Raw genomic sequence first — 19,115 nt, forward strand, 5'->3', positions numbered from 1 at the left:
AGAAGTTTGATCTTCTTGCTGGACTCGCTGCGATCAGCTGAGCCTCGAATTCTACAACAGTTTTAAAGACCCTGTCAACTTTAAGTTTCTTGCTGTCGATTCAGTTAAACAACTGTTTCAGCAGCGCAGCCTTGCATTGTAGCCCGGTTTTTTGACCGACCTGGCAAACAAGGCCAACTTTTTCCGCTTCACTTTCAGCCTGCCGTTTCCGGGAGGGCCGTGTTCAAAGCGGAACGCAAATGTAGCACAGAGAAAAGCCCTTGAGGGACAATTTTCATCATTTTGTCATTTCCCCCTGCCCTCGCCTGCGGCGAGAGGCCGGCGCCCTGGCGGGCGCCGGCGGGGCATGGCGACTACCGCGCCCTTACTCGAGGGCCTTGCCTATGTCCTCGACCACTTTCTTGGCGTCACCGAACACCATCATGGTCTTGTCCATATAGAACAGTTCGTTGTCCAGGCCCGCATAGCCAGCGGCCATGCTGCGCTTGTTCACGATCACCGTCTTGGCCCGGTAGGCTTCCAGAATGGGCATGCCGTAAATGGCGCTGCCCTTGGTGTGTGCCGCAGGGTTGACCACGTCGTTGGCGCCCAGAATGATGGCCACATCCGCCTGACCGAACTCGCCGTTGATGTCTTCCATCTCGAACACCTGGTCGTAAGGCACTTCGGCTTCGGCCAGCAGCACGTTCATGTGGCCAGGCATGCGCCCTGCCACCGGGTGAATCGCGTATTTGACTTTGACGCCCTTGTGAGTGAGCTTTTCCGCCAACTCGTTCACCGCATGCTGGGCGCGCGCCACTGCCAAACCATAGCCAGGCACGATGATCACGGTCTCAGCATTGCCCAGAACAAAGGCTGCATCGTCGGCGCTGCCCGTCTTGACCGGGCGCTGCTCCTTGGCGCCCCCCATGGCCGTGGTCGCTTCCGCGCCAAAGCCGCCCAGGATCACGCTGAAGAACGAGCGGTTCATGGCCTTGCACATGATGTAGCTCAGGATCGCGCCCGAGCTGCCCACCAGCGAACCGGCAATGATCAACATGCTGTTGTTGAGCGAGAAGCCGATGCCCGCCGCAGCCCAGCCCGAGTAGCTGTTGAGCATGGACACCACCACCGGCATGTCGGCGCCGCCGATGGGGATGATCATCAGCACGCCCATCACAAAGGCCAGCGCCAGCATGGCGAAGAATGCCGTCCAGCTTTCGGTCGCGACAAACACCAGCCCCAGGCCTACGGTCAGCAGACCCAGTGCCAGGTTCAGCATGTGCTGGCCCTTGAACTGCACCGGCGCCCCCTGGAACAGACGGAACTTGTACTTGCCCGAGAGCTTGCCAAACGCAATCACCGAACCGCTGAACGTGACGGCACCAATGGCGGCGCCGAGGAACAGCTCCAGACGGTTGCCATAAGGAATGGCGGGCACGACCATGCCGTCCACCAGCACCGAGCCCACGGGCGTGCTCACCCCCAGGAGGGCCGCGACGGGTGCCGACGTGATGCCGAAAGCCCAGGGCTCGGCCACGGCAGCCACACCAATGAATACCGCGGCCAGGCCGATCATGCTGTGCATGAAGGCCACCAGCTCGGGCATCTTGGTCATTTCCACGCGCTGGGCCATGATGGTGCCGGCCGTGCCGCCCACCAGCAGGCCGAGCAGCACCCAGCCCAGGCCGAGCACCGCCCCACCCGCGAGCTGCACGATGAGTGCGCCCGTGGTGAGCACGGCAATCAGCATGCCCGCCATGCCGAAGGCGTTGCCGCGGATCGACGAGGTCGGGTGCGACAAGCCTTTGAGCGCCTGGATGAAGCAGACGCTGGCCACCAGATACAGCAAGGTAACGAGGTTCATGCTCATTGCGCGCCTCCTTCGGTGTTGGCGGCGGGCTTGCGTTCCTTCTTCTTGAACATTTCCAGCATGCGGCGTGTGACGAGAAAACCGCCGAACACGTTGACCGCGGCCAGGGCCACGGCCAGCACACCCATGGTCTTGCCCAGGGTGGTCTCAGTGAGTGCCGCGGCCAGCATGGCGCCCACGATGACGATGGCGGAAATCGCGTTGGTCACCGCCATCAGCGGTGTGTGCAACGCAGGCGTGACGGTCCAGACCACGTGGTAACCCACGTAGATGGCCAGCACGAAAATAATGAGATTGATCAGTGTCGGGGAGACAGCGTCCATGGAACCTCCAGGTAATGGAAGAGGATGCAAAAAAAGGAAGTAGCCTGCGCCAAGGCGCTCAGGCCTTGCGCAGCAGCTGACCTTGGTGGGCCATCAGGCAGGCGGCGACGATGTCGTCTTCAAGGTCGACCTTGAGCCCGTCTTGCGGAGTCAGGATGAGCTTGAGGAAGTCGAGCACGTTGCGCGCGTAAAGCGCCGACGCGTCGGCCGCCACCAGTGCCGGCAGATTGGTTTCCCCCACCAGCGTGACGCCATGCTTGAGCACGGTCTGGCCGGCTTCGGTCAAGGGGCAGTTGCCGCCCTGGGCCGCGGCCAGGTCGACAATCACCGAGCCGGGCTTCATGGCCTGGACCATTTCCGCGGTCACCAGCACGGGGGCGGCACGGCCCGGGATCAGCGCGGTGGTGATCACCACATCGGCCTGGGCCACGCGCTTGGCGACTTCGGCCTTCTGGCGATCGAGCCAGCTTTGCGGCATGGGACGGGCGTAGCCACCCACGCCTTCCGCGGCTTCCTTTTCTTCCGCGGTTTCGTAGGGCACGTCAATGAACTTGGCGCCCAGCGACTCGACCTGCTCCTTGACGGAGGGACGCACGTCCGAAGCTTCGATCACCGCGCCCAGGCGCTTGGCCGTGGCAATGGCCTGCAAGCCCGCCACGCCCACCCCCAGCACCACGACCCGCGCTGCCTTGACGGTGCCGGCAGCGGTCATGAGCATGGGGAAAAAGCGCTGGTAGGCGTTGGCCGCGATCATCACGGCCTTGTAGCCCGCAATATTCGCCTGCGAGGACAGCACGTCCATGCTTTGCGCACGGGTGGTGCGGGGTGCGGCTTCGAGCGCATAGGCGGTGATGCCTGCCGTGGCCAGCCGCTGCAGGCCTGGCGCATCAAACGGGTTGAGCATGCCGACCAGGGTGGCGCCGGCGCGCAAGCGCGGCGCTTCGGCCTCGGAGGGGCTGCGCACCTTGAGCAGCAAATCAGCGCCCCAGGCGCCTGCGGTATCGGTGATTTCCGCGCCTGCGGCGGCATAGGCGGCATCGGTCACGCTGGCGGCCAGGCCGGCACCGGATTCGACGCGCAACTGATGCCCCTGCGCAATGAGTTTCTTGACTGTCTCCGGAGTCACGGCAACGCGGGTCTCGCCCGCCACCGTCTCGCTGGGTACACCTATCAGCATTGGTTGTCCTCTCAAGTTGTTTTTCTTCAACGCATCGCCGGCCTTATGGCTGGCGCGCGCCTTGTCTTCTGGCTTTTGGCTGGAGTTTTGCGCAATGACTTCGGTGGCAGATGCAGCGAAACCCCGTACGGGCCCTGAAGGGCCTGCGTACGGAAAATCACCTCACCCACTGCGTCGCGAACATCTTACCCGGCGACCTGTGAATCGCCGTAGGCCTGCGCGCCATGGCGCCGGCCTGTGGCGCGCCGACGTCAGCGGGGCTTTTTCATCAGGTGCTGCGCCAGCGCATCAAACGCCGGCAGCGTGGTCGGGTCGTTGGCCGAATTGCTGGCCACGGGGTGCGAGGCGTAGCGGGCGATGACCACGCCCGCCTGCGGGTTCACATAGATGCGCTGGCCGTGCACGCCCCGGGCCATGAAAGTGCCATCGGGATGGTCGGTGACCCACCACATATTGCGGTAGCTCCAGCCGGGCAGCAGGTCGTAGCCGGCCTTGGCGAAAGCCTCTTTGTCACCCCCGCGACGGATATCGTCGACCACGGCCTTGGGAATGATCTGCTGCCCCTGGAAGCGGCCGTTGTTGCGCAGCAGCTCGCCAAAGCGCGCGAGATCGCGCAGACCGGTGTTGAGCCCGCCGCCCGCGAAAGGCGTTCCCGTGGAGTCCACGGTCATATAGGCATCCTGCTCTGCGCCCAGACGGCTCCAGATCCGCTCGGACAGCAGATCGGCCACGCTGCGGCCGGTGGCGCGCGCAATGATCCAACCCAGGGCGTCCGAATTGATGGTCTTGTAGCCGAATGCGGCTCCATGCCGGCCTTGCGGGCGCACGGTCTGCAGGTATTCGTAGTAGCTGCGCGGACCGGTGTAATCCTTGGGCTTGGGCAAGGGACTGCCGGCCTGGGAGTAGATCCAGACATCCGCGTTCGGATCGGCATAGTCTTCGCTGTATTGCAGGCCGGTGGTCATGTCCAGCACCTGGCGTACGGTGGCATTGCCGAAGGCCGAAGACGCCAGCTCGGGCACATACTCGGCTACGCGCTTGTTCTCGTCCAGGCGGCCTTCGGCGACCAGCATCGCGCCCAGCGTGCCGGTGACGGATTTGGTGACCGACATCGCGCCATGCTGGCCGCGCTCATTGAGTACGCCGAAATAGCGCTCGTAGACGATCTTCCCCCGGTGCAGCACCACGATGCCGTCGGTGTAGTTGGCAGCCAGCGACTCTTCCCAGGTCATGGACGACTTCGCACCCAGCGGCACGAAGCGCACGGCATCGAGATCCTTGCGCATGGCACGCGGCAAGGGTACGGGCGCGCCCACGCCGCGGGAGACGTTGACCGTAGGCATCAGCTGGCGAAAGTGCGAAACGCTCCAGCGCATCGCGGGGAACTGGAAGTAGCTGCCGTCGTCGAAGCGCAGCTGCTTGTCGGGCGGCGGCGGCGCGCCCACCATCCAGCCGAGCTTGGCCGGGTCGCTGGCCGCCGCGTCCAAGGGCTCGGCCTGCGCGGCGTGTGCGGGGGCTGTCGCTCCCAGCGCCAGCGACAGCAAGGCCGCGGCGGTGGTCTTGCGGGGAACAAAAGATTTCATGGCGGAGTTCCTTCCAATGTAAAAACAGCAACGCGGGTCGGCGACGGGAGGCATGCGCCGCGAATCGAAGACTTGATATAGAACTCCCCCCAGTGGCGGTCGGGATCGAAGCCCACGCCTTCCGGAGCCTTGCAGGGCAAATCACCAAAGAGCGTGCGCTCGCCCGAAACCTGGGTGCCGCGTTCGATGCCGGGACGCACGGACCAGCGGTTCAGATCGCCCGCAGCCGGGCCATCGGAAGGTCCTTGTCGGGACCGCGCTGAAGCACATTGCGATGGCAACGAACGAGTGTTTGCGCGCGCAAGAGGTCACAACACGCCATGGGCTCATTCCGTAAAGACCTTGCCATCATAGGCCGCGCCGCGGCGGGGACGCATGACTACTGCGGCCCGACGCTTTACGGCCACAGGGCGCTGCGCTGCGGCAACAGCTACTCCCAAGGACCCTGCAAGGGCGGTCGCACGGTGGAGACTTCGCCCATCCAGAGCGACCCGCGTGGCCCTGCCACCAGTTCAGGCTGCGCTGCTGACGGCGCCCCTGCCCCTGGCCGGCGCGAAACAGGGCTGCTTCGCTCCGGCCTAAGCCACCGTCGTATGGGCCTGTCTCAGCGCACAGGCAGCACCACCAGCGCCAGGCCGTTCGGACTGCGCGGGTCGGTGACCGGCACCGGGGTGTCGCCCACGACCTGAACCGCCTCGATGTTGAGTCCACCGCTCACACCGGCCTTCATGATCCAGCCGCGTCCTGCCAGGTCGGCAATGACGGAGTCAGGGTACTTGCCGGCCTCGTACTCGATGACGTTGTCCGGCAGCAGCTGGTGGTGAAAGCGTGGCTGGGCCTGGGCTTCGGCGATGGGCAGCTTGTAGTCCAGCACATCCACCAGCACCTGATAGACGCTGGTGAAGATGCGCGAACCGCCGGGCGTGCCCAGCACCAGGGCGACCTTGCCATCCTTGGTGGCAATCGTCGGGCTCATGGACGACAGCGGACGCTTGTTGGGCTGGACCGAATTCGCATCGGAACCCACGACCCCGAACTGGTTCGGCACGCCGGGTTTGGCGGCGAAGTCGTCCATCTCGTTGTTCAGCAGAAAGCCCGCGCCTTCGACCACGATGCCGCTGCCATAGCCGCCGTTGAGCGTATAGGTGTTGGACACCGCATTGCCCCACTTGTCGACGATGGAGAAGTGCGTGGTCTGCAGTTTCTCGACGGCCGATGCCGCTGCCGGGAAGTCCGTGCCCAAGCCTGGCTTGACGTTGGCCAAAGGCGTGGGCACCAGCGGATTGACTTCGGCCGCGCGGCGGCGCAGATAGTCATCGGCCAGCAGTTCCTTCATCGGCACCTTGAAGAAGTCCGAATCACCCAGGTACTGCGCGCGGTCGGCGAAGACGCGTTTTTCCATCTCGGCCGTCAGGTGCATGTATTGCGCGGAGTTCAGCGGTGCACTGGCGTACTGCGGCGCCAGAAAGCTCTTCATCTTGAGGAGTTGGCCGATACCGAAGCCACCCGAGCTCGGCGGCGGGGCCGTGTAGACCATGTGCCCATTCCAGTTGATGGCGACGGGGTCGCGCCACACGGCCTTGTAGTTCGCCAGATCGGCCTTGGAGATCAGACCGCTGGTGCGCCCCATCTGCGCCACCAGCAGGTCGGCCGTCTTGCCCTTGTAAAACTCGTCGGCGCCGTTGGCACTGATGCGCTGCAAGGTGTCGGCCAGCTCGGGCTGCTTGAACAGCTGGCCTTTGACCATCTTGCCGCCGAAGTAGTTGTTGAAGTTCACGCGGCTGGGCGTGGAGGTGGCATCCGCCGTGGCATAGGCGACGAAACCATTGCGGGCATAGCCAATAGCCGGCGCCAGCACTTCGCTCCACTGGAGCCGGCCGAACTTCTCATGCGCGGCCTGCATGCCCGCGACGGTGCCGGGCACGCCGGCCGCCAGCGAGCCATCCAGGCTCAGGCGCGGGATCACATCGCCTTTGGCGTCCAGGTACATGGTCGGCGTGGCGGCACCGGGCGCTTTTTCCCGGTAGTCGATGAAGTATGGCTTGCCCTCCATGTACATGGTCATGAAGCCGCCGCCGCCGATATTGCCCGCGGAGGGAAGCGTCACGGCGAGCGCAAAGGCCACGGCCACGCCTGCGTCCACGGCATTACCCCCGAGGTCCAAGATCTGTTTGGCCGCTTGGGCACCAAACGAATTGGGAGAGGACACCGCACCGGCGGTCAGCCTTGGGGCATTGTCGTCACCGCCACAACCTACGAGTCCAGCCAGCAGGGCCGACGCGATGAGGCCGCGCCGGCTGATGTTTCCAAGATGGAATGTCGCCATTTGTCTGTCTCCCTTGTTTCCACGGACGTGGTGTATGCCAGATTGGCTGGCGCGAACTGGGCTCACATGCGGCACACTTCGCGCAGTGAACTCTAGGTATGCATGCCCGCGGAGTCCAGTGAGGATTTCGCCACCTCCGCTCTCCTTGCGCTCGTGGAAGTCACGCAGCGACATCGCCTCGCGCTGCCGGGAGAGCCTTATCGCAGAGGGAATCGCCGCTGGTGCCTGAGAACTACTCTTCCAGCAACTCGATCTGCGAGAGATACTGTTGCATACGCGTTCGTATCAGGTGTAAAAGCCGTTTGTATTTTTATTAGGTCACGCCAGCCAATAAGGTAGGCATTGGGTTCCTCACTTATCCAATCGCCGAGACCACCCCAGACGCTGGAAAAGTATCTGCAATACGTGCAAACAACGCAGGACCCAGAATGGAATTCTCACACCCGACTCAAGGCCCAGCGTCTTCGTCTCATCGTTGGTTGGGACTCCTGGTCAAAGGCGCTCCCAGCATTCGCGCAACACTGGCTCTGTTGGTCGTCCTGTGCGTTCTTCCGATCTCTATGGTTGCGGCACTTTTGTTCCTCAGCTATTACGAGCGTGAGCAGATTCAGCTTGCCAAAAGCGCGGTCAACCGAGCGCAAGCCTTGGTCCTTGCGGTGGACAGAGAGTTTGCCGCGGCTCAATCAGCGCTTCTCGCGCTGAGCACTTCGCACCGTTTGGCAACGGGTGATCTGGAAGGGTTTCACCATCGCGCGCTGGAGGCGCTGGCGAACGTACGGGCGGACAGCATTCTGGTTCTCGATAGATCTGGTCAGATTCTGCTGTCCACACACGTTCCATTTGGTCGTCCGCTTCCCAAGGTGCCGGACCCCACGCTCTTGACACGGATTCTGGAAACGGAAAAGCCTGTTGTTTCAAACCTCTTTGTGGGACCGATCACCAAGCAACGCATCTTCAGCGTCGGCGTACCTGTGAAGCTCCATGACTCCGTCATCTATTCACTCCACGCTACCTATACACACCAGCAATTAATGCTCTTGTTGCAGGCCAATGCCTTCCCCGAGACATGGCGCGTAGCCATCACAGACGGCAACAACAAGGTCGTGGCTCGATCGCACGAGATTGAGAAGTATCTTGGCAAGTCCGTCGCTCCGGCCTTGCTCTCGCGCATGCTGGCATCCAACGAAGGCAGTCTGGAATCTGTCACGCTTGACGGCCTTCTGGTACTGACGGCATTCAGCAAATCGTCGGCCTCGCGCTGGGGCGTTGCCATGGGTATTCCCAAGGCAGAACTGACGGGAGGGCTGCGCCAGAATTTGCTTCGATTGGTTCTGGCGACCCTCGGAGCGCTCGCTCTAGGATTGTGGCTGGCGTGGTTCGTGGGCGGACGGGTGGCCAGCTCCATCACCGCATTGACCCAGCCAGCGGTGGATATGGTTTCAGGTGCCCAATTGGATATCCCGTTATTGCACTTCAAGGAAGCCAACTCCATGCGTGAGGCGCTTTTGCAGGCATCCGCTTTGCTTCGAAAGTCCCAGTACGACGCACACCACGATGGCCTCACGGGGCTACCCAATCGCACGCTGTTTCATCAGTCCATCGCCCAGCATTTGGCACTTTGCGAACGCAACCACGAAGAGCTTTGCATCCTTTTCATCGACCTGGATGGATTCAAGGCTGTGAATGACACGCTCGGCCACGCGGCCGGTGATCAGCTTCTGCGCGAAGTGTCTCAGCGCATTGCCTCGGCCTGCAGGGCATCTGACATCTGCTCACGACTTGGAGGGGATGAATTTGCTGTGGCGTTGATCCATTCGAATCTGGAACAGTCGCGCATATTCGCCACTCAGTTGGTGGAGTTGATCTCGCGCCCCTATGTTCTGGGGGAACATCGGGCTGAGGTGTCGGCCAGCGTTGGCATATCCCACTTCCCAGGCACCGCGAAAGACGCGGATACGTTGTTGCGCAAGGCCGATCAGGCGATGTACAGCGCTAAAGTTGCTGGCAAGCGGCGTGTACGAACGGCCGTTTAGCTGGCGGGCCTTGTCGAACCAAGCCCGGGGGAGTGAGAGCTGGCTTTGACTTGCGTGGCGCGCGTGTTCACATTGCCGCAGCCGCTCGCAATGCAATGGTCATGAACGCTGCATGAGCTGCTGGCGCCCAAGTCACAGCACAACATCATGATCCACTTGCGAGGAGGGTTGGAACTCATTTGCAAGCGGACCGTGAGCGCGGCGATAGACGCCCCATCCAAGGCGAGGAAAACCGCGAGGGAGGGATGACTTCCAGAAAGCGGGTCCGGAAAAGGAAAAAGCCCTGAGTGATAAATCACTCAGGGCTTTAAGTCCTGGCGGAAACGGAGGGATTCGAACCCTCGATGAGGCTCTACACCCCATACTCCCTTAGCAGGGGAGCACCTTCGGCCACTCGGTCACGTTTCCAATAAAGCGATTCTAACCCGAGTTTTTTGCCTGCTCGGCAAAAAACGCGAAATTACTCAGTTTTATCCAAACCAAAGGCAGTGTGCAAGGCGCGCACGGCCAATTCCAGGTACTTTTCGTCGATCACGACCGAAGTCTTGATTTCCGACGTCGAGATCATCTGGATGTTGATGCCCTCTTCGCTCAGGGTGCGGAACATGGTGCTGGCCACGCCCACATGGCTGCGCATGCCGATGCCGACGATGCTGACCTTGCAGATGTTCAGGTCGCCCACGGCTTCCTTGGCGCCCAGTTCTGGCACGACCTTGTTCTGCAGCAAGTCCATGGTGCGCTGGAAGTCGCCCTGGCTCACGGTGAAGCTGAAGTCGGCCAGGCCGTCCTTGCTGATGTTTTGCAGGATCACATCGACTTCGATGTTGGCTTCGGCCACGGGGCCCAGGATGCGGTAGGCAATGCCTGGGGTGTCAGGCACGCCCAGAACAGAGATCTTGGCTTCGCCGCGGTTGAACGCGATGCCGGATACGACGGCCTTTTCCATTTTTTCGTCTTCCTCAAAAGTAATCAGCGTGCCCGATTGGGCTTCTTCGGCCAGATCAATGTCCCAGGGGGTAAAGCTCGAGAGCACGCGCATCGGCACTTGGTACTTGCCCGCGAACTCCACCGAACGGATTTGCAGCACCTTGCTGCCCAGGCTGGCCATCTCCAGCATCTCTTCGAAGCTGACGGTGGACAGGCGGCGGGCAGCCGACACCACGCGTGGATCGGTGGTGTAGACACCATCCACATCGGTATAAATCAGGCACTCGCTGGCCTTCAGCGCCGCGGCCATGGCCACGGCAGAAGTGTCGGAGCCGCCACGACCCAGCGTCGTGATGTTGCCTTCAGGGTCCATGCCCTGGAAGCCGGTCACGATCACCACCCGGCCGGCGTCGAGATCGGCGCGCACGCGCTGGTCGTCGATCGACTCGATACGGGCTTTGGTGAAGCTGCTGTCGGTGCGCACCGGCACCTGCCAGCCTGCATAGCTGACCGAAGGCATGCCTTCGGCCTGCAAGGCAATGGCCAGCAGGGCCGACGATGCCTGCTCGCCTGTGGCGGCCAGCATGTCGAGCTCACGGTAATAGGAGGCTTCAGGGCGCGCGGGTGCGAGCTCACTGGCCAGGCCGAGCAGGCGATTGGTTTCGCCACTCATGGCGCTGGGCACCACCACCATCTGGTGGCCGGCCCGCGCCCACTTGGCCACGCGCTTGGCGACATTGCGGATGCGCTCTGGTGAGCCCATCGACGTGCCGCCGTATTTATGAACGATCAGTGCCATTGGATATCAAGGGTGACGAAACTGCGGCCATGGCGCATGGAATAAGGTGTTTTGGCGCGCCTGCGGTTTTCGTACAAAAGTAGACCAAAACTCAGGGATTGTACCAACCGAGCAACGCCCCTGTTCGCACCACAAATCCACACCCCAATTTGATGCGGATTTGGTGGCCGCGCGTGGTGCAGGCGGCGACCTGGCGCAGCAGCTCTTCGAGCTGGGCCGCGGCCGGCGTGGTGCTGTGCACACTGCGCAGCCAGTGGCGCAGCAGGTTGGCCTGGCGCGCGCTGCTCAACGCCTGCAGCGCGGCAATGGCCGGCGGCGAGCCCACGGCCGCGAGGTCGGCCTGCGCCACTTCCTGCAGCAACTCGGCGGCCTGGGCGCAGTGCCGGCTGCTGCGCGCGAAGGTGTCGCGAAACTGCGGGAACGCTGCCTGCAGCTGGGGCAGCAACTGCGCGCGAATGCGGTTGCGCGTGTAGCGCTGGTCGGTGTTGCTGGGGTCTTCGATCCAGTCCTGCTGCTGCGCCACCAGCCAGTCGCGCAGGGCCGCTCCCTCGACTTGCAACAGCGGGCGCAGCCAGGTCAGGCCCAGGCGCTGCCAGCGGGCCGGCATGGCGGCCAGCCCGGCGACCCCGGCGCCGCGCGACAGTGCCAGCAGCAAGGTCTCCACCTGGTCATCGGCGTGCTGGGCCAGCGCGATGCAGGCCATGGGACGCTGCGGCCAGGCCTGCAAGGCGGCATCGGCCAGCGCGGCATAGCGGCTTTGCCGCGCCGCGTCCTCGGGGCTTTGCCCAGCCGCATGGCGCGCATCGACGCGGCACACGGCCAACGGCACCTGCAGGCGCGCGCACAGCGCTTCGCACTGGGCGACAAAGCCGTCGGCCGCGCTTTGCAGGCCATGGTGGACATGGATGGCATGGACCTGTCCCGGCCAGCGCCGCGCGCAGGCCAGCAGCAGCGCCGTCGAGTCAGCCCCGCCGCTGAACGCCACGGCCAGCGGCAGGGGCGGCGCGAAAGCAGCCATGGCGGCATCGAACGACTGGGTCATGTTTCCCTCTCCTTGGCGGCATGCCAAACGCCTGCGGACTCCAGCAACAACAACGGCCCCCGCAGGAGCCGTTGTGTGCATGCACAGCCGTTGCGACCGGTGTGCTTAGTTGTTCTCGGCCTTGGTGTCCGAGTAGCGACCATAGCTTTGCAGGCGCTCGTAGCGGCGGTCCTGCAGCTCCTTGGGGCTCAGGTCTGTCAATTGGCGATAGGCATCGCCCAGCGCGCGCTTGAGGAAGGATGCCATCTGCTTGGGATCGCGGTGCGCGCCGCCCACGGGCTCGCTGACGATCTTGTCGATCAGGCCCAGGGCCTTGAGACGCAGGGCCGTGATGCCCATGGCCGCAGCCGCTTCCTGGGCCTTTTCACCGGTCTTCCAGAGAATCGAGGCACAGCCTTCGGGGCTGATCACCGAGTACACCGAGTACTGCAGCATCAAGACCTGGTCGGCCACGCCGATGGCCAGTGCGCCGCCCGAGCCGCCTTCACCGATGATGGTGGAGATGATGGGGGTCTGCAGCTGCGCCATCTCGTAGATGTTGCGGCCGATGGCTTCGGACTGGCTGCGCTCTTCGGCGTCGATGCCGGGGAAGGCACCTGGCGTGTCCACAAACGTGAACACCGGCAGCTTGAACTTCTCGGCCGTCTTCATCAGGCGCAAGGCCTTGCGATAGCCTTCAGGGCGCGTCATGCCGAAGTTGCGCAGCGTGCGCTCCTTGGTGTCGCGGCCCTTTTGGTGACCGATGACCATGCAGGGCTGGCCGTTGAAGCGCGCCAGGCCACCGACGATCGACTGATCGTCCGAGAAATGGCGGTCGCCGTGCATTTCCACGAAATCCGTGAAGATTTCGCGCACATAGTCCAGCGTATAGGGGCGCTCGATGTGGCGCGCAATCTTGGTGATCTGCCAGGGGGTCAGATCACTGTAGATGTCACGCGTCAGCTGCAAGCTCTTCTTGCTCAACTGGTCGATCTCTTCCGAGATGTCGACAGCGCTTTCGGTCTGCACATAGCGCAGTTCTTCGATTTTGGATTCGAGCTCGGCAATGGGATGCTCGAAGTCCAGAAAGTTCTTTTTCACCAACGTTATTCTCCTTGTCCCGACCTTAGGTCTCGGGGCTGTATCAATAGGCCACGGGCAGCGGGTCGAGCGATCGCCAAATATACCAAGTCGCGACACTGCACCAGGGCTTCCAGGCCTCCGCCACCTCACGCGCATCACTGCGGCTGACGGGGTCGCCCGAGAAATAGTTCTTGCTGATCCCGCTGATCAACCCTGCGTCGTCCAGGGGCAATACATTGGGCCGCATGAGATAAAAAATCAAAAACATTTCGGCGGTCCAGCGGCCTACGCCGCGAATCGCCATCAACTCGGCAATGATGGCCTCATCGCCCATCGTTGCCCATTCCTGGGTGTGCAACCGACCTTCGGTGAAATGCACGGCCAGGTCCACCAGATAGTCCACCTTGCGCGCCGACAGTCCGGCCGCGCGCATGTCGTCCACTTTCAGGCGCAACAGTTGCTCGGGCGTCATGCTCGACGGCAGCGCCGCCAGACGGCCCCACAGGGTTTGCGCGGCCTTGATCGAAATCTGCTGACCGACGATGGAGCGCGCCAGCGTCACGAAGGCATCGCCGCGCGTTTGCAGCGCCTGGCCGGGGTATTGCGGGATCAGTCGCTTCATCACCCGGTCTTTTTTGACCAGGTGCTTGCAGGCCTCTGCCCAGTAGGCAGGCGCGGACAACGGCGTGACCACCACGTTCGCTATCTCTTTAGAAGCATTCACCGCTTGTACCGCCTACGTTAAACACATTGAACATTGAACAAAAAAACATGGTGAGCCACCGCTTACGGGGCAGCCTCCCAGGTGGTGCCGGCTGCGGAATCCTTGAGCACAATGCCCTGGGCCAGCAAGGCCTGGCGAATGCGGTCGGCCTCGGGCCAATCCTTGGCAGCCTTGGCAGCGGCGCGGGCCGCGATCTGTGCTTCCACCGCGGCAGCGTCCACGCCGGCGTCCACACCGGCTTGCAGGAAGGCCTGGGGCGGCGTTTGCAGCAGGCCCAGGCAGGCGCCGAGGGCCTTGAGCAGGCCGGCCGTCTGTGCGCTCTGGCTGCGGTTGACTTCGGCCGCCAACTCGAACAGCACGGCCACGGCTTCGGGCGTGCCGAAGTCTTCGTCCATCGCTGCCTTGAAGCGTGCCGCCTGGGGTTGCGTCCAATCGATCTCGACTTCATCCGCCGCCACCAGGCTCAGCGCCGTGTACAGGCGCTTGAGCGCAGAACGCGCATCGTTGAGGTGCACGTCGCTGTAGTTCAGCGGGCTGCGGTAATGGCTGCGGACGACGAAAAAGCGCACTGTTTCGGCGTCGAATTCCTTCAGCACATCGCGAATGGTAAAGAAGTTGCCCAAGGACTTGGACATCTTCTCGTTGTCCACGTTGATGAAGCCGTTGTGCATCCAGGTGCGCGCAAACGTCTTGCCGGTCGCACCTTCGCTCTGGGCGATTTCATTTTCGTGGTGGGGGAATTGCAGATCCGCGCCGCCCCCGTGGATGTCGAAGCTCTCGCCCAGCATTTCGCAACCCATGGCCGAGCACTCGATGTGCCAGCCGGGACGCCCGGCGCCCCAGGGGCTGTCCCACTTGACTTCTTCGGGCTCGGTGGGCTTGGCGCTCTTCCAGAGCACAAAGTCCAGCGGGTCGTGCTTGCCGTCGTCCACGGCCACGCGCTCGCCAGCCTGCAGCTCATCGAGCGACTTGCCCGACAATTTGCCGTAGCCGGGGAACTTGCGCACCGCGAAGTTGACATCGCCATTGCCGGCCTGGTAGGCCAGACCGCGCTGCTGCAGCCGGCCGATCATGCTCTGCATCTGCGGCACATAGTCGGTGGCGCGTGGCTCGAAGTCGGGCCGCTGGATACCCAGCGCGTCCGCATCCTGGTGCAGCGCTTCGATCATGCGGTCGGTCAACTGACGAATGGTTTCACCGTTTTCGACCGCGCGACGAATGATCTTGTCTTCGATGTCAGTGATGTTGCGCACATAGGTCACGCGCAATCCGCTGGCGCGCAGCCAACGCTGCACGATATCGAAGGCCACCATGGAACGCGCATGGCCCAAGTGGCACAGGTCGTAGACGGTCATGCCACACACATACATGCGGACGTGACCTGGCTCTATCGGCGAAAACGCTTCCAATGCACGCGACAGCGTGTTGTAGATACGCAAACTCATGGAATGTCTGTTACGGGGGAGATAAAGGGAGCGGTCTGCCGACGGTGGCAGGCCCTGGGGTCCCATGCAGCGAGAAGCGTGCACCCGGCTCTAGGGGCACCAGGGTCCGTCCGGGCTGACACCCCTCAGCTACAATTGACCGCAGTATAAGCCCGCGCCGCAGGCCCGTCCCTGCACGCACCGAAAGCACCTACATGCCCGCACGCAACGCCCTCTCCCGCGCACTGCGCCTGCTGACCCTGGCCGCCGTGCTCGCCACAGGCGCTGCCCATGCCGACACCTCTGTGGACAGTTACGCTGCAGTGAACCAGTTGCTGCGCTCCGGCAAGCCCGCCGAAGCCATTGCGCGCGCCGACAGCTATCTGGCTGGCAATGCCCGCGATCCGCAAATGCGCTTCCTCAAAGGCGTGGCCCAGACCGATGCCGGCCAGACGGCCGACGCCGTCGCCACCTTCACGCTGCTGGTCGAGGAATACCCCGAACTGGCCGAGCCCTACAACAACCTGGCCGTGATCTATGCCGGCCAGGGCGATCTGGACAAGGCCCGGGTCGCGCTGGAAATGGCCGTGCGCAACAACCCGACCTATGCCGTGGCGCACGAAAACCTGGGCGACATCCACGCCCGCCTGGCCTACCAGTCCTATGTGCGGGCCCAGGAACTCGATCCTCGCGTTGCGGCCAGCGTGCGCCCCAAGCTCGTCCAGTTGCGCAGCCTGCTGCAACCCGTTGCCCCCGCCGCCAAGAAATAAGCCCCTGGGGCCAGGCGGCGCTGCCGCCACCCAGAATCCGCCCCGCACTGCCGACATGGTCACGCCAGCGGAACTGTCTGCGCCGCACAGCATCCCACCTCTATTCAAACCCCGGAGTGACGCATGATTTCCAGAAGAAAGTCGACTTTTGCACTGGCCGGCATGGCCTTGGCTGCCGGCCTGTTCGCCGCCACCGGAGCCAGCGCCCAGACCCCATCGGCCAAGACCTCGCCCCAGGTGGAGCTCAAGACCTCCCTGGGTGCCATCGTGCTGGAACTCGACGCGGCCAAGGCCCCCAAGACCGTGGCCAACTTCCTGCAGTACGTGAACAACAAGCATTACGACGGCACGATTTTTCACCGCGTGATCGACGGCTTCATGATCCAGGGCGGCGGCTTCACGGCCGACATGCAGCAAAAGCCCACCCTGGCGCCCATTCCGCTCGAAGCGCGCAACGGCCTGAAGAACGACATGTACACCGTGGCCATGGCCCGCACCGGTGACCCGAACTCGGCCACGGCCCAGTTCTTCATCAATGTGGCGGCCAATGCCATGCTCAACGCGCCCCAGCCCGACGGCCATGGCTATGCGGTCTTCGGCAAGGTCGTGCGCGGCACCGACGTGGTGGACAAAATCCGCGCCGTGACCACGGGCAACCGGGGCATGCACCAGAATGTGCCCACAAGCCCTGTGACCATTGTCTCGGCCCGCGTGCTGCCCTGAGGCCCACGCCACAATCCTTCCCCTGTCAATTACTCCCCTCCAAAGGTAACCCATGAGCAATCCTCAAGTTGAACTGCACATCGCCGGCCACGGCGTGATCACCATCGAACTCGACGCGGTGAACGCCCCCAAGTCGACCGAAAACTTCCTGGCCTATGTGAACAAGGGCCACTACAACAACACGATTTTTCACCGTGTCATCCCCGGCTTCATGATCCAGGGCGGCGGCTTTGAACCCGGCATGGGCCAGAAGGACTGCGCTGCACCCATCGAAAACGAAGCCAAGAACGGCCTGAAGAACACCAAGTACACCCTGGCCATGGCCCGCACCAGCGACCCCCATTCGGCCACGGCACAGTTCTTCATCAACGTCGCCGACAACGGCTTCCTGAACCACAGCGCTCCCTCGGCCCAAGGCTGGGGCTATGCCGTGTTCGGCAAGGTCGTCAAGGGCACGGAAATCGTCGACGCCATCAAGGCTGTGAAGACCACCCGCAAGGGCCCCCATGACGACGTGCCCCAGGCCGACGTCGTGATCGAAAAGGCCGTGGCCCTGTAAATGGCCTGGCTGCTGCCTGCGCTGCGCGCGCTGCCCCCGGGTCGCGCTGTCTGCCGCGCTGGCAGCTTTTCCGGCCGAAAGGGATGCTGCTGATGCTGTCTCCTGACGCGCCCACACTGCCATCGGTCCCCGCAGCTCGCGAGCTGGCGGCCGCGGCCGAATGGCAGTGCATAGAATTCATTTCCGACCTGCATCTGCAGGCCAGCGAGCCGCACACCGTGGCCGCCTGGGAACAATACCTAGCCCATACCTCGGCCGATGCGGTGTTCATGCTCGGCGACCTGTTCGAAGTCTGGGTCGGCGACGATGTGCTCGATGAGCCCGACAGTTTCGAAGCCCGCTGCTGCGCCCATATGCGCGCCGCCGCCGCGCAGCGCGCGCTGTTTTTCATGCAGGGCAACCGCGACTTCCTGACGGGCCACCAGTTTGCCGAGCGCAGTGGCTGCACCTGGCTGGCAGACCCCACGGTGCTGGACTTTGCCGGCCAGCGCTATCTGCTGAGCCACGGCGACGCGCTGTGCCTGGACGACACCGACTACCAGCGCTTTCGCGCCCTGGCGCGCACCAGCGCCTGGCAGGATGCGTTCCTGCGCCAGCCTCTGGCGACCCGCCGCGCCCAGGCGCGCGGCATGCGCGACCAGAGCAGCTCGCACCAGCGCGCGGCCCAGGTCTATGCCGATCTGGACCACCAAGCCTGCCTGGAGTGGCTGCAGGCGGCGCGCGCGACCACGCTGATCCACGGCCACACCCACCGCCCGGCCGACCACGAACTCGCGCCCGGCCTGCGCCGCATCGTGCTCACCGACTGGGATCTGGACGCCACACCGCCACGCGCCCAGGTGCTGCGCCTGAGCCGCACACAGGGCCTGGAACGCCTGCCCTGGCCGACCGCATGAGCCAGCCCGCCGACTGGCTGCGCCACGGCTGGCACGCTCTGCGCCGGCGTTTCGCTCCCTTGCCCGAGATTGACGCCAGCCTGTGGCTGCAGACCGTGCAGGCCTATTCGTTTTTAACAGCCCTGCCGCTGGCCGACCAGGCCAAGCTGCGCGCCCTGGCCGCACTGTTTCTGCAACGCAAGCAGTTCCACGGCGCGCACGGGCTGGTCGTCACCGACCACATGGCCGTGCAGATTGCCGCCCAGGCCTGCCTGCCGCTGCTGCACTGGGGTGCGCCGCGCCAGGCGCTGGCCTGGTACGACGACTTCGTCGGCATCGTCGTCCACCCCGGCGAAGCCGTGGCGCGGCGCCAGGCCGTGGACGGGGCCGGCGTGGTCCACCACTACACCGAAGTGCTGCTGGGCGAAGCCATGGAAGGCGGCCCGGTGATGCTCAGCTGGCAGGCCGTGAAGGACAACCGCCACAGCGCGGCAGCCGGCACCAACGTGGTGATCCACGAGTTTGCCCACAAGATCGACATGCGCAACGGCGCCGCCGACGGCTGCCCGCCGCTGCCGCCGGGCTTTCTGGGCAGCAGCAGCCTGCGCGCGGCGCACGCGCTGTGGGATGCGGCCTGGACGCCGGCCTATGCGCAGTTTCGCGAGCAGGTCATCATCGCCGAGCGCTTTGGCGGTGCCTGGCCCTGGCTGGACAGCTATGGCGCGACCGCACCGGCCGAATTCTTCGCCGTGGCCTGCGAAGCCTATTTCGTCAACCGGACGCAGTTCGCGCTGGAATTTCCCACGCTGGAGCCGCAGCTCACGGCGTTCTTCCAGCCGCCGCTGACTGGCCGCAACACTTAGTCAGTTATCCACAGCCCACGCAACTGGCGCGGCCCAGCAAGGGGGCGGCCCCC

16 protein-coding genes and 1 tRNA gene are annotated in these 19,115 nt (G+C 63.6%); 6 read left to right on the forward strand and 11 right to left on the reverse strand.

The genetic code is table 11. The features are described from left to right. Positions 1–364 precede the first annotated feature (364 nt). The 5 genes from N0K08_RS22995 to ggt all read right to left on the reverse strand — a co-directional run bounded on the left by N0K08_RS22995 (position 365) and on the right by ggt (position 7,261). The gene (locus tag N0K08_RS22995; RefSeq protein WP_261502766.1) at positions 365–1,852 is read right to left on the reverse strand and encodes an NAD(P)(+) transhydrogenase (Re/Si-specific) subunit beta; all 1,488 of its coding nucleotides are present in this window, start codon (positions 1,850–1,852) and stop codon (positions 365–367) included. Next, positions 1,849–2,175 (reverse strand): NAD(P) transhydrogenase subunit alpha, encoded by a 327-nt coding sequence (locus tag N0K08_RS23000; protein ID WP_261502767.1) that lies wholly within the window; start codon positions 2,173–2,175, stop codon positions 1,849–1,851. The genes N0K08_RS22995 and N0K08_RS23000 overlap by 4 nt, the downstream gene beginning before the upstream one ends. Before the next feature lie 58 nt (positions 2,176–2,233). Continuing rightward, entirely contained in the window at positions 2,234–3,352 is a 1,119-nt protein-coding gene (locus N0K08_RS23005; RefSeq protein ID WP_261502768.1) for a Re/Si-specific NAD(P)(+) transhydrogenase subunit alpha, read from the reverse strand. Between the two features lie 251 nt (positions 3,353–3,603). Continuing rightward, positions 3,604–4,935 (reverse strand): serine hydrolase domain-containing protein, encoded by a 1,332-nt coding sequence (locus N0K08_RS23010; protein ID WP_408642999.1) that lies wholly within the window; start codon positions 4,933–4,935, stop codon positions 3,604–3,606. A gap of 604 nt (positions 4,936–5,539) precedes the next feature. Further along, a complete protein-coding gene (gene ggt / locus N0K08_RS23015; protein ID WP_261502770.1) occupies positions 5,540–7,261 on the reverse strand; it encodes a gamma-glutamyltransferase in 1,722 nt (573 codons plus the stop codon). Positions 7,262–7,821: 560 nt separating this feature from the next. Between ggt and N0K08_RS23020 the strand changes: the two genes are divergently transcribed. Then, positions 7,822–9,294 carry a sensor domain-containing diguanylate cyclase gene (locus N0K08_RS23020; protein ID WP_261502771.1) on the forward strand — a complete coding sequence of 491 codons (1,473 nt, stop codon included), beginning with the start codon at positions 7,822–7,824 and terminating at the stop codon, positions 9,292–9,294. Positions 9,295–9,609: 315 nt separating this feature from the next. Here the strand turns inward: N0K08_RS23020 and N0K08_RS23025 are convergent. The 6 genes from N0K08_RS23025 to cysS all read right to left on the reverse strand — a co-directional run bounded on the left by N0K08_RS23025 (position 9,610) and on the right by cysS (position 15,293). After that, positions 9,610–9,702: transfer RNA gene (locus tag N0K08_RS23025), tRNA-Ser, on the reverse strand. A gap of 52 nt (positions 9,703–9,754) precedes the next feature. Continuing rightward, entirely contained in the window at positions 9,755–11,020 is a 1,266-nt protein-coding gene (locus N0K08_RS23030; RefSeq protein ID WP_261502772.1) for an aspartate kinase, read from the reverse strand. 91 nt (positions 11,021–11,111) lie between these two features. Further along, on the reverse strand, positions 11,112–12,062 hold the full coding sequence (gene tilS, locus N0K08_RS23035) for a tRNA lysidine(34) synthetase TilS (RefSeq protein WP_261502773.1): 951 nt from the start codon (positions 12,060–12,062) through the stop codon (positions 11,112–11,114). A gap of 105 nt (positions 12,063–12,167) precedes the next feature. After that, entirely contained in the window at positions 12,168–13,145 is a 978-nt protein-coding gene (locus N0K08_RS23040; RefSeq protein WP_261502774.1) for an acetyl-CoA carboxylase carboxyltransferase subunit alpha, read from the reverse strand. A gap of 40 nt (positions 13,146–13,185) precedes the next feature. After that, positions 13,186–13,848, reverse strand: a complete 663-nt coding sequence (locus N0K08_RS23045) for a DNA-3-methyladenine glycosylase family protein (RefSeq protein WP_261502775.1) — start codon at positions 13,846–13,848, stop codon at positions 13,186–13,188. A gap of 62 nt (positions 13,849–13,910) precedes the next feature. Continuing rightward, positions 13,911–15,293, reverse strand: coding sequence for a cysteine--tRNA ligase (gene cysS, locus N0K08_RS23050; RefSeq protein ID WP_261502776.1), 1,383 nt, complete (start codon positions 15,291–15,293; stop codon positions 13,911–13,913). Positions 15,294–15,487: 194 nt separating this feature from the next. On the opposite strand from cysS, the gene N0K08_RS23055 reads away from it, so the two are divergent. From N0K08_RS23055 to N0K08_RS23075, 5 genes are all read left to right on the forward strand, one after another. Beyond that, on the forward strand, positions 15,488–16,042 hold the full coding sequence (locus N0K08_RS23055) for a tetratricopeptide repeat protein (RefSeq protein ID WP_261502777.1): 555 nt from the start codon (positions 15,488–15,490) through the stop codon (positions 16,040–16,042). A gap of 123 nt (positions 16,043–16,165) precedes the next feature. Further along, positions 16,166–16,765 carry a peptidylprolyl isomerase gene (locus N0K08_RS23060; RefSeq protein WP_315968027.1) on the forward strand — a complete coding sequence of 200 codons (600 nt, stop codon included), beginning with the start codon at positions 16,166–16,168 and terminating at the stop codon, positions 16,763–16,765. Between the two features lie 52 nt (positions 16,766–16,817). Then, the gene (locus N0K08_RS23065) at positions 16,818–17,324 is read left to right on the forward strand and encodes a peptidylprolyl isomerase (RefSeq protein WP_261502778.1); all 507 of its coding nucleotides are present in this window, start codon (positions 16,818–16,820) and stop codon (positions 17,322–17,324) included. Positions 17,325–17,416: 92 nt separating this feature from the next. Further along, positions 17,417–18,220, forward strand: a complete 804-nt coding sequence (locus N0K08_RS23070) for a UDP-2,3-diacylglucosamine diphosphatase (protein ID WP_261502779.1) — start codon at positions 17,417–17,419, stop codon at positions 18,218–18,220. Then, the gene (locus N0K08_RS23075; RefSeq protein WP_261502780.1) at positions 18,217–19,062 is read left to right on the forward strand and encodes a M90 family metallopeptidase; all 846 of its coding nucleotides are present in this window, start codon (positions 18,217–18,219) and stop codon (positions 19,060–19,062) included. Before N0K08_RS23070 ends, N0K08_RS23075 begins: the two co-directional genes overlap by 4 nt. The last annotated feature ends 53 nt before the right edge of the window (positions 19,063–19,115 follow it).

The sequence above is a fragment of the Acidovorax bellezanensis genome (assembly GCF_025421555.1).
Taxonomy (GTDB): Bacteria; Pseudomonadota; Gammaproteobacteria; order Burkholderiales; family Burkholderiaceae_C; genus Comamonas; species Comamonas bellezanensis.

Bases quoted from the DNA above. Each gene is read 5' to 3' on its own strand.
- N0K08_RS22995 (WP_261502766.1), bottom strand. From the start codon at position 1,852: ATGAGCATGAACCTCGTTACCTTGCTGTATCTGGTGGCCAGCGTCTGC.
- N0K08_RS23000 (WP_261502767.1), bottom strand. From the start codon at position 2,175: ATGGACGCTGTCTCCCCGACACTGATCAATCTCATTATTTTCGTGCTG.
- N0K08_RS23005 (WP_261502768.1), bottom strand. From the start codon at position 3,352: ATGCTGATAGGTGTACCCAGCGAGACGGTGGCGGGCGAGACCCGCGTT.
- N0K08_RS23010 (WP_408642999.1), bottom strand. From the start codon at position 4,935: ATGAAATCTTTTGTTCCCCGCAAGACCACCGCCGCGGCCTTGCTGTCG.
- ggt (WP_261502770.1), bottom strand. From the start codon at position 7,261: ATGGCGACATTCCATCTTGGAAACATCAGCCGGCGCGGCCTCATCGCG.
- N0K08_RS23020 (WP_261502771.1), top strand. From the start codon at position 7,822: ATGGTTGCGGCACTTTTGTTCCTCAGCTATTACGAGCGTGAGCAGATT.
- N0K08_RS23030 (WP_261502772.1), bottom strand. From the start codon at position 11,020: ATGGCACTGATCGTTCATAAATACGGCGGCACGTCGATGGGCTCACCA.
- tilS (WP_261502773.1), bottom strand. From the start codon at position 12,062: ATGACCCAGTCGTTCGATGCCGCCATGGCTGCTTTCGCGCCGCCCCTG.
- cysS (WP_261502776.1), bottom strand. From the start codon at position 15,293: ATGAGTTTGCGTATCTACAACACGCTGTCGCGTGCATTGGAAGCGTTT.
- N0K08_RS23055 (WP_261502777.1), top strand. From the start codon at position 15,488: ATGCCCGCACGCAACGCCCTCTCCCGCGCACTGCGCCTGCTGACCCTG.
- N0K08_RS23060 (WP_315968027.1), top strand. From the start codon at position 16,166: ATGATTTCCAGAAGAAAGTCGACTTTTGCACTGGCCGGCATGGCCTTG.
- N0K08_RS23065 (WP_261502778.1), top strand. From the start codon at position 16,818: ATGAGCAATCCTCAAGTTGAACTGCACATCGCCGGCCACGGCGTGATC.
- N0K08_RS23070 (WP_261502779.1), top strand. From the start codon at position 17,417: ATGCTGTCTCCTGACGCGCCCACACTGCCATCGGTCCCCGCAGCTCGC.
- N0K08_RS23075 (WP_261502780.1), top strand. From the start codon at position 18,217: ATGAGCCAGCCCGCCGACTGGCTGCGCCACGGCTGGCACGCTCTGCGC.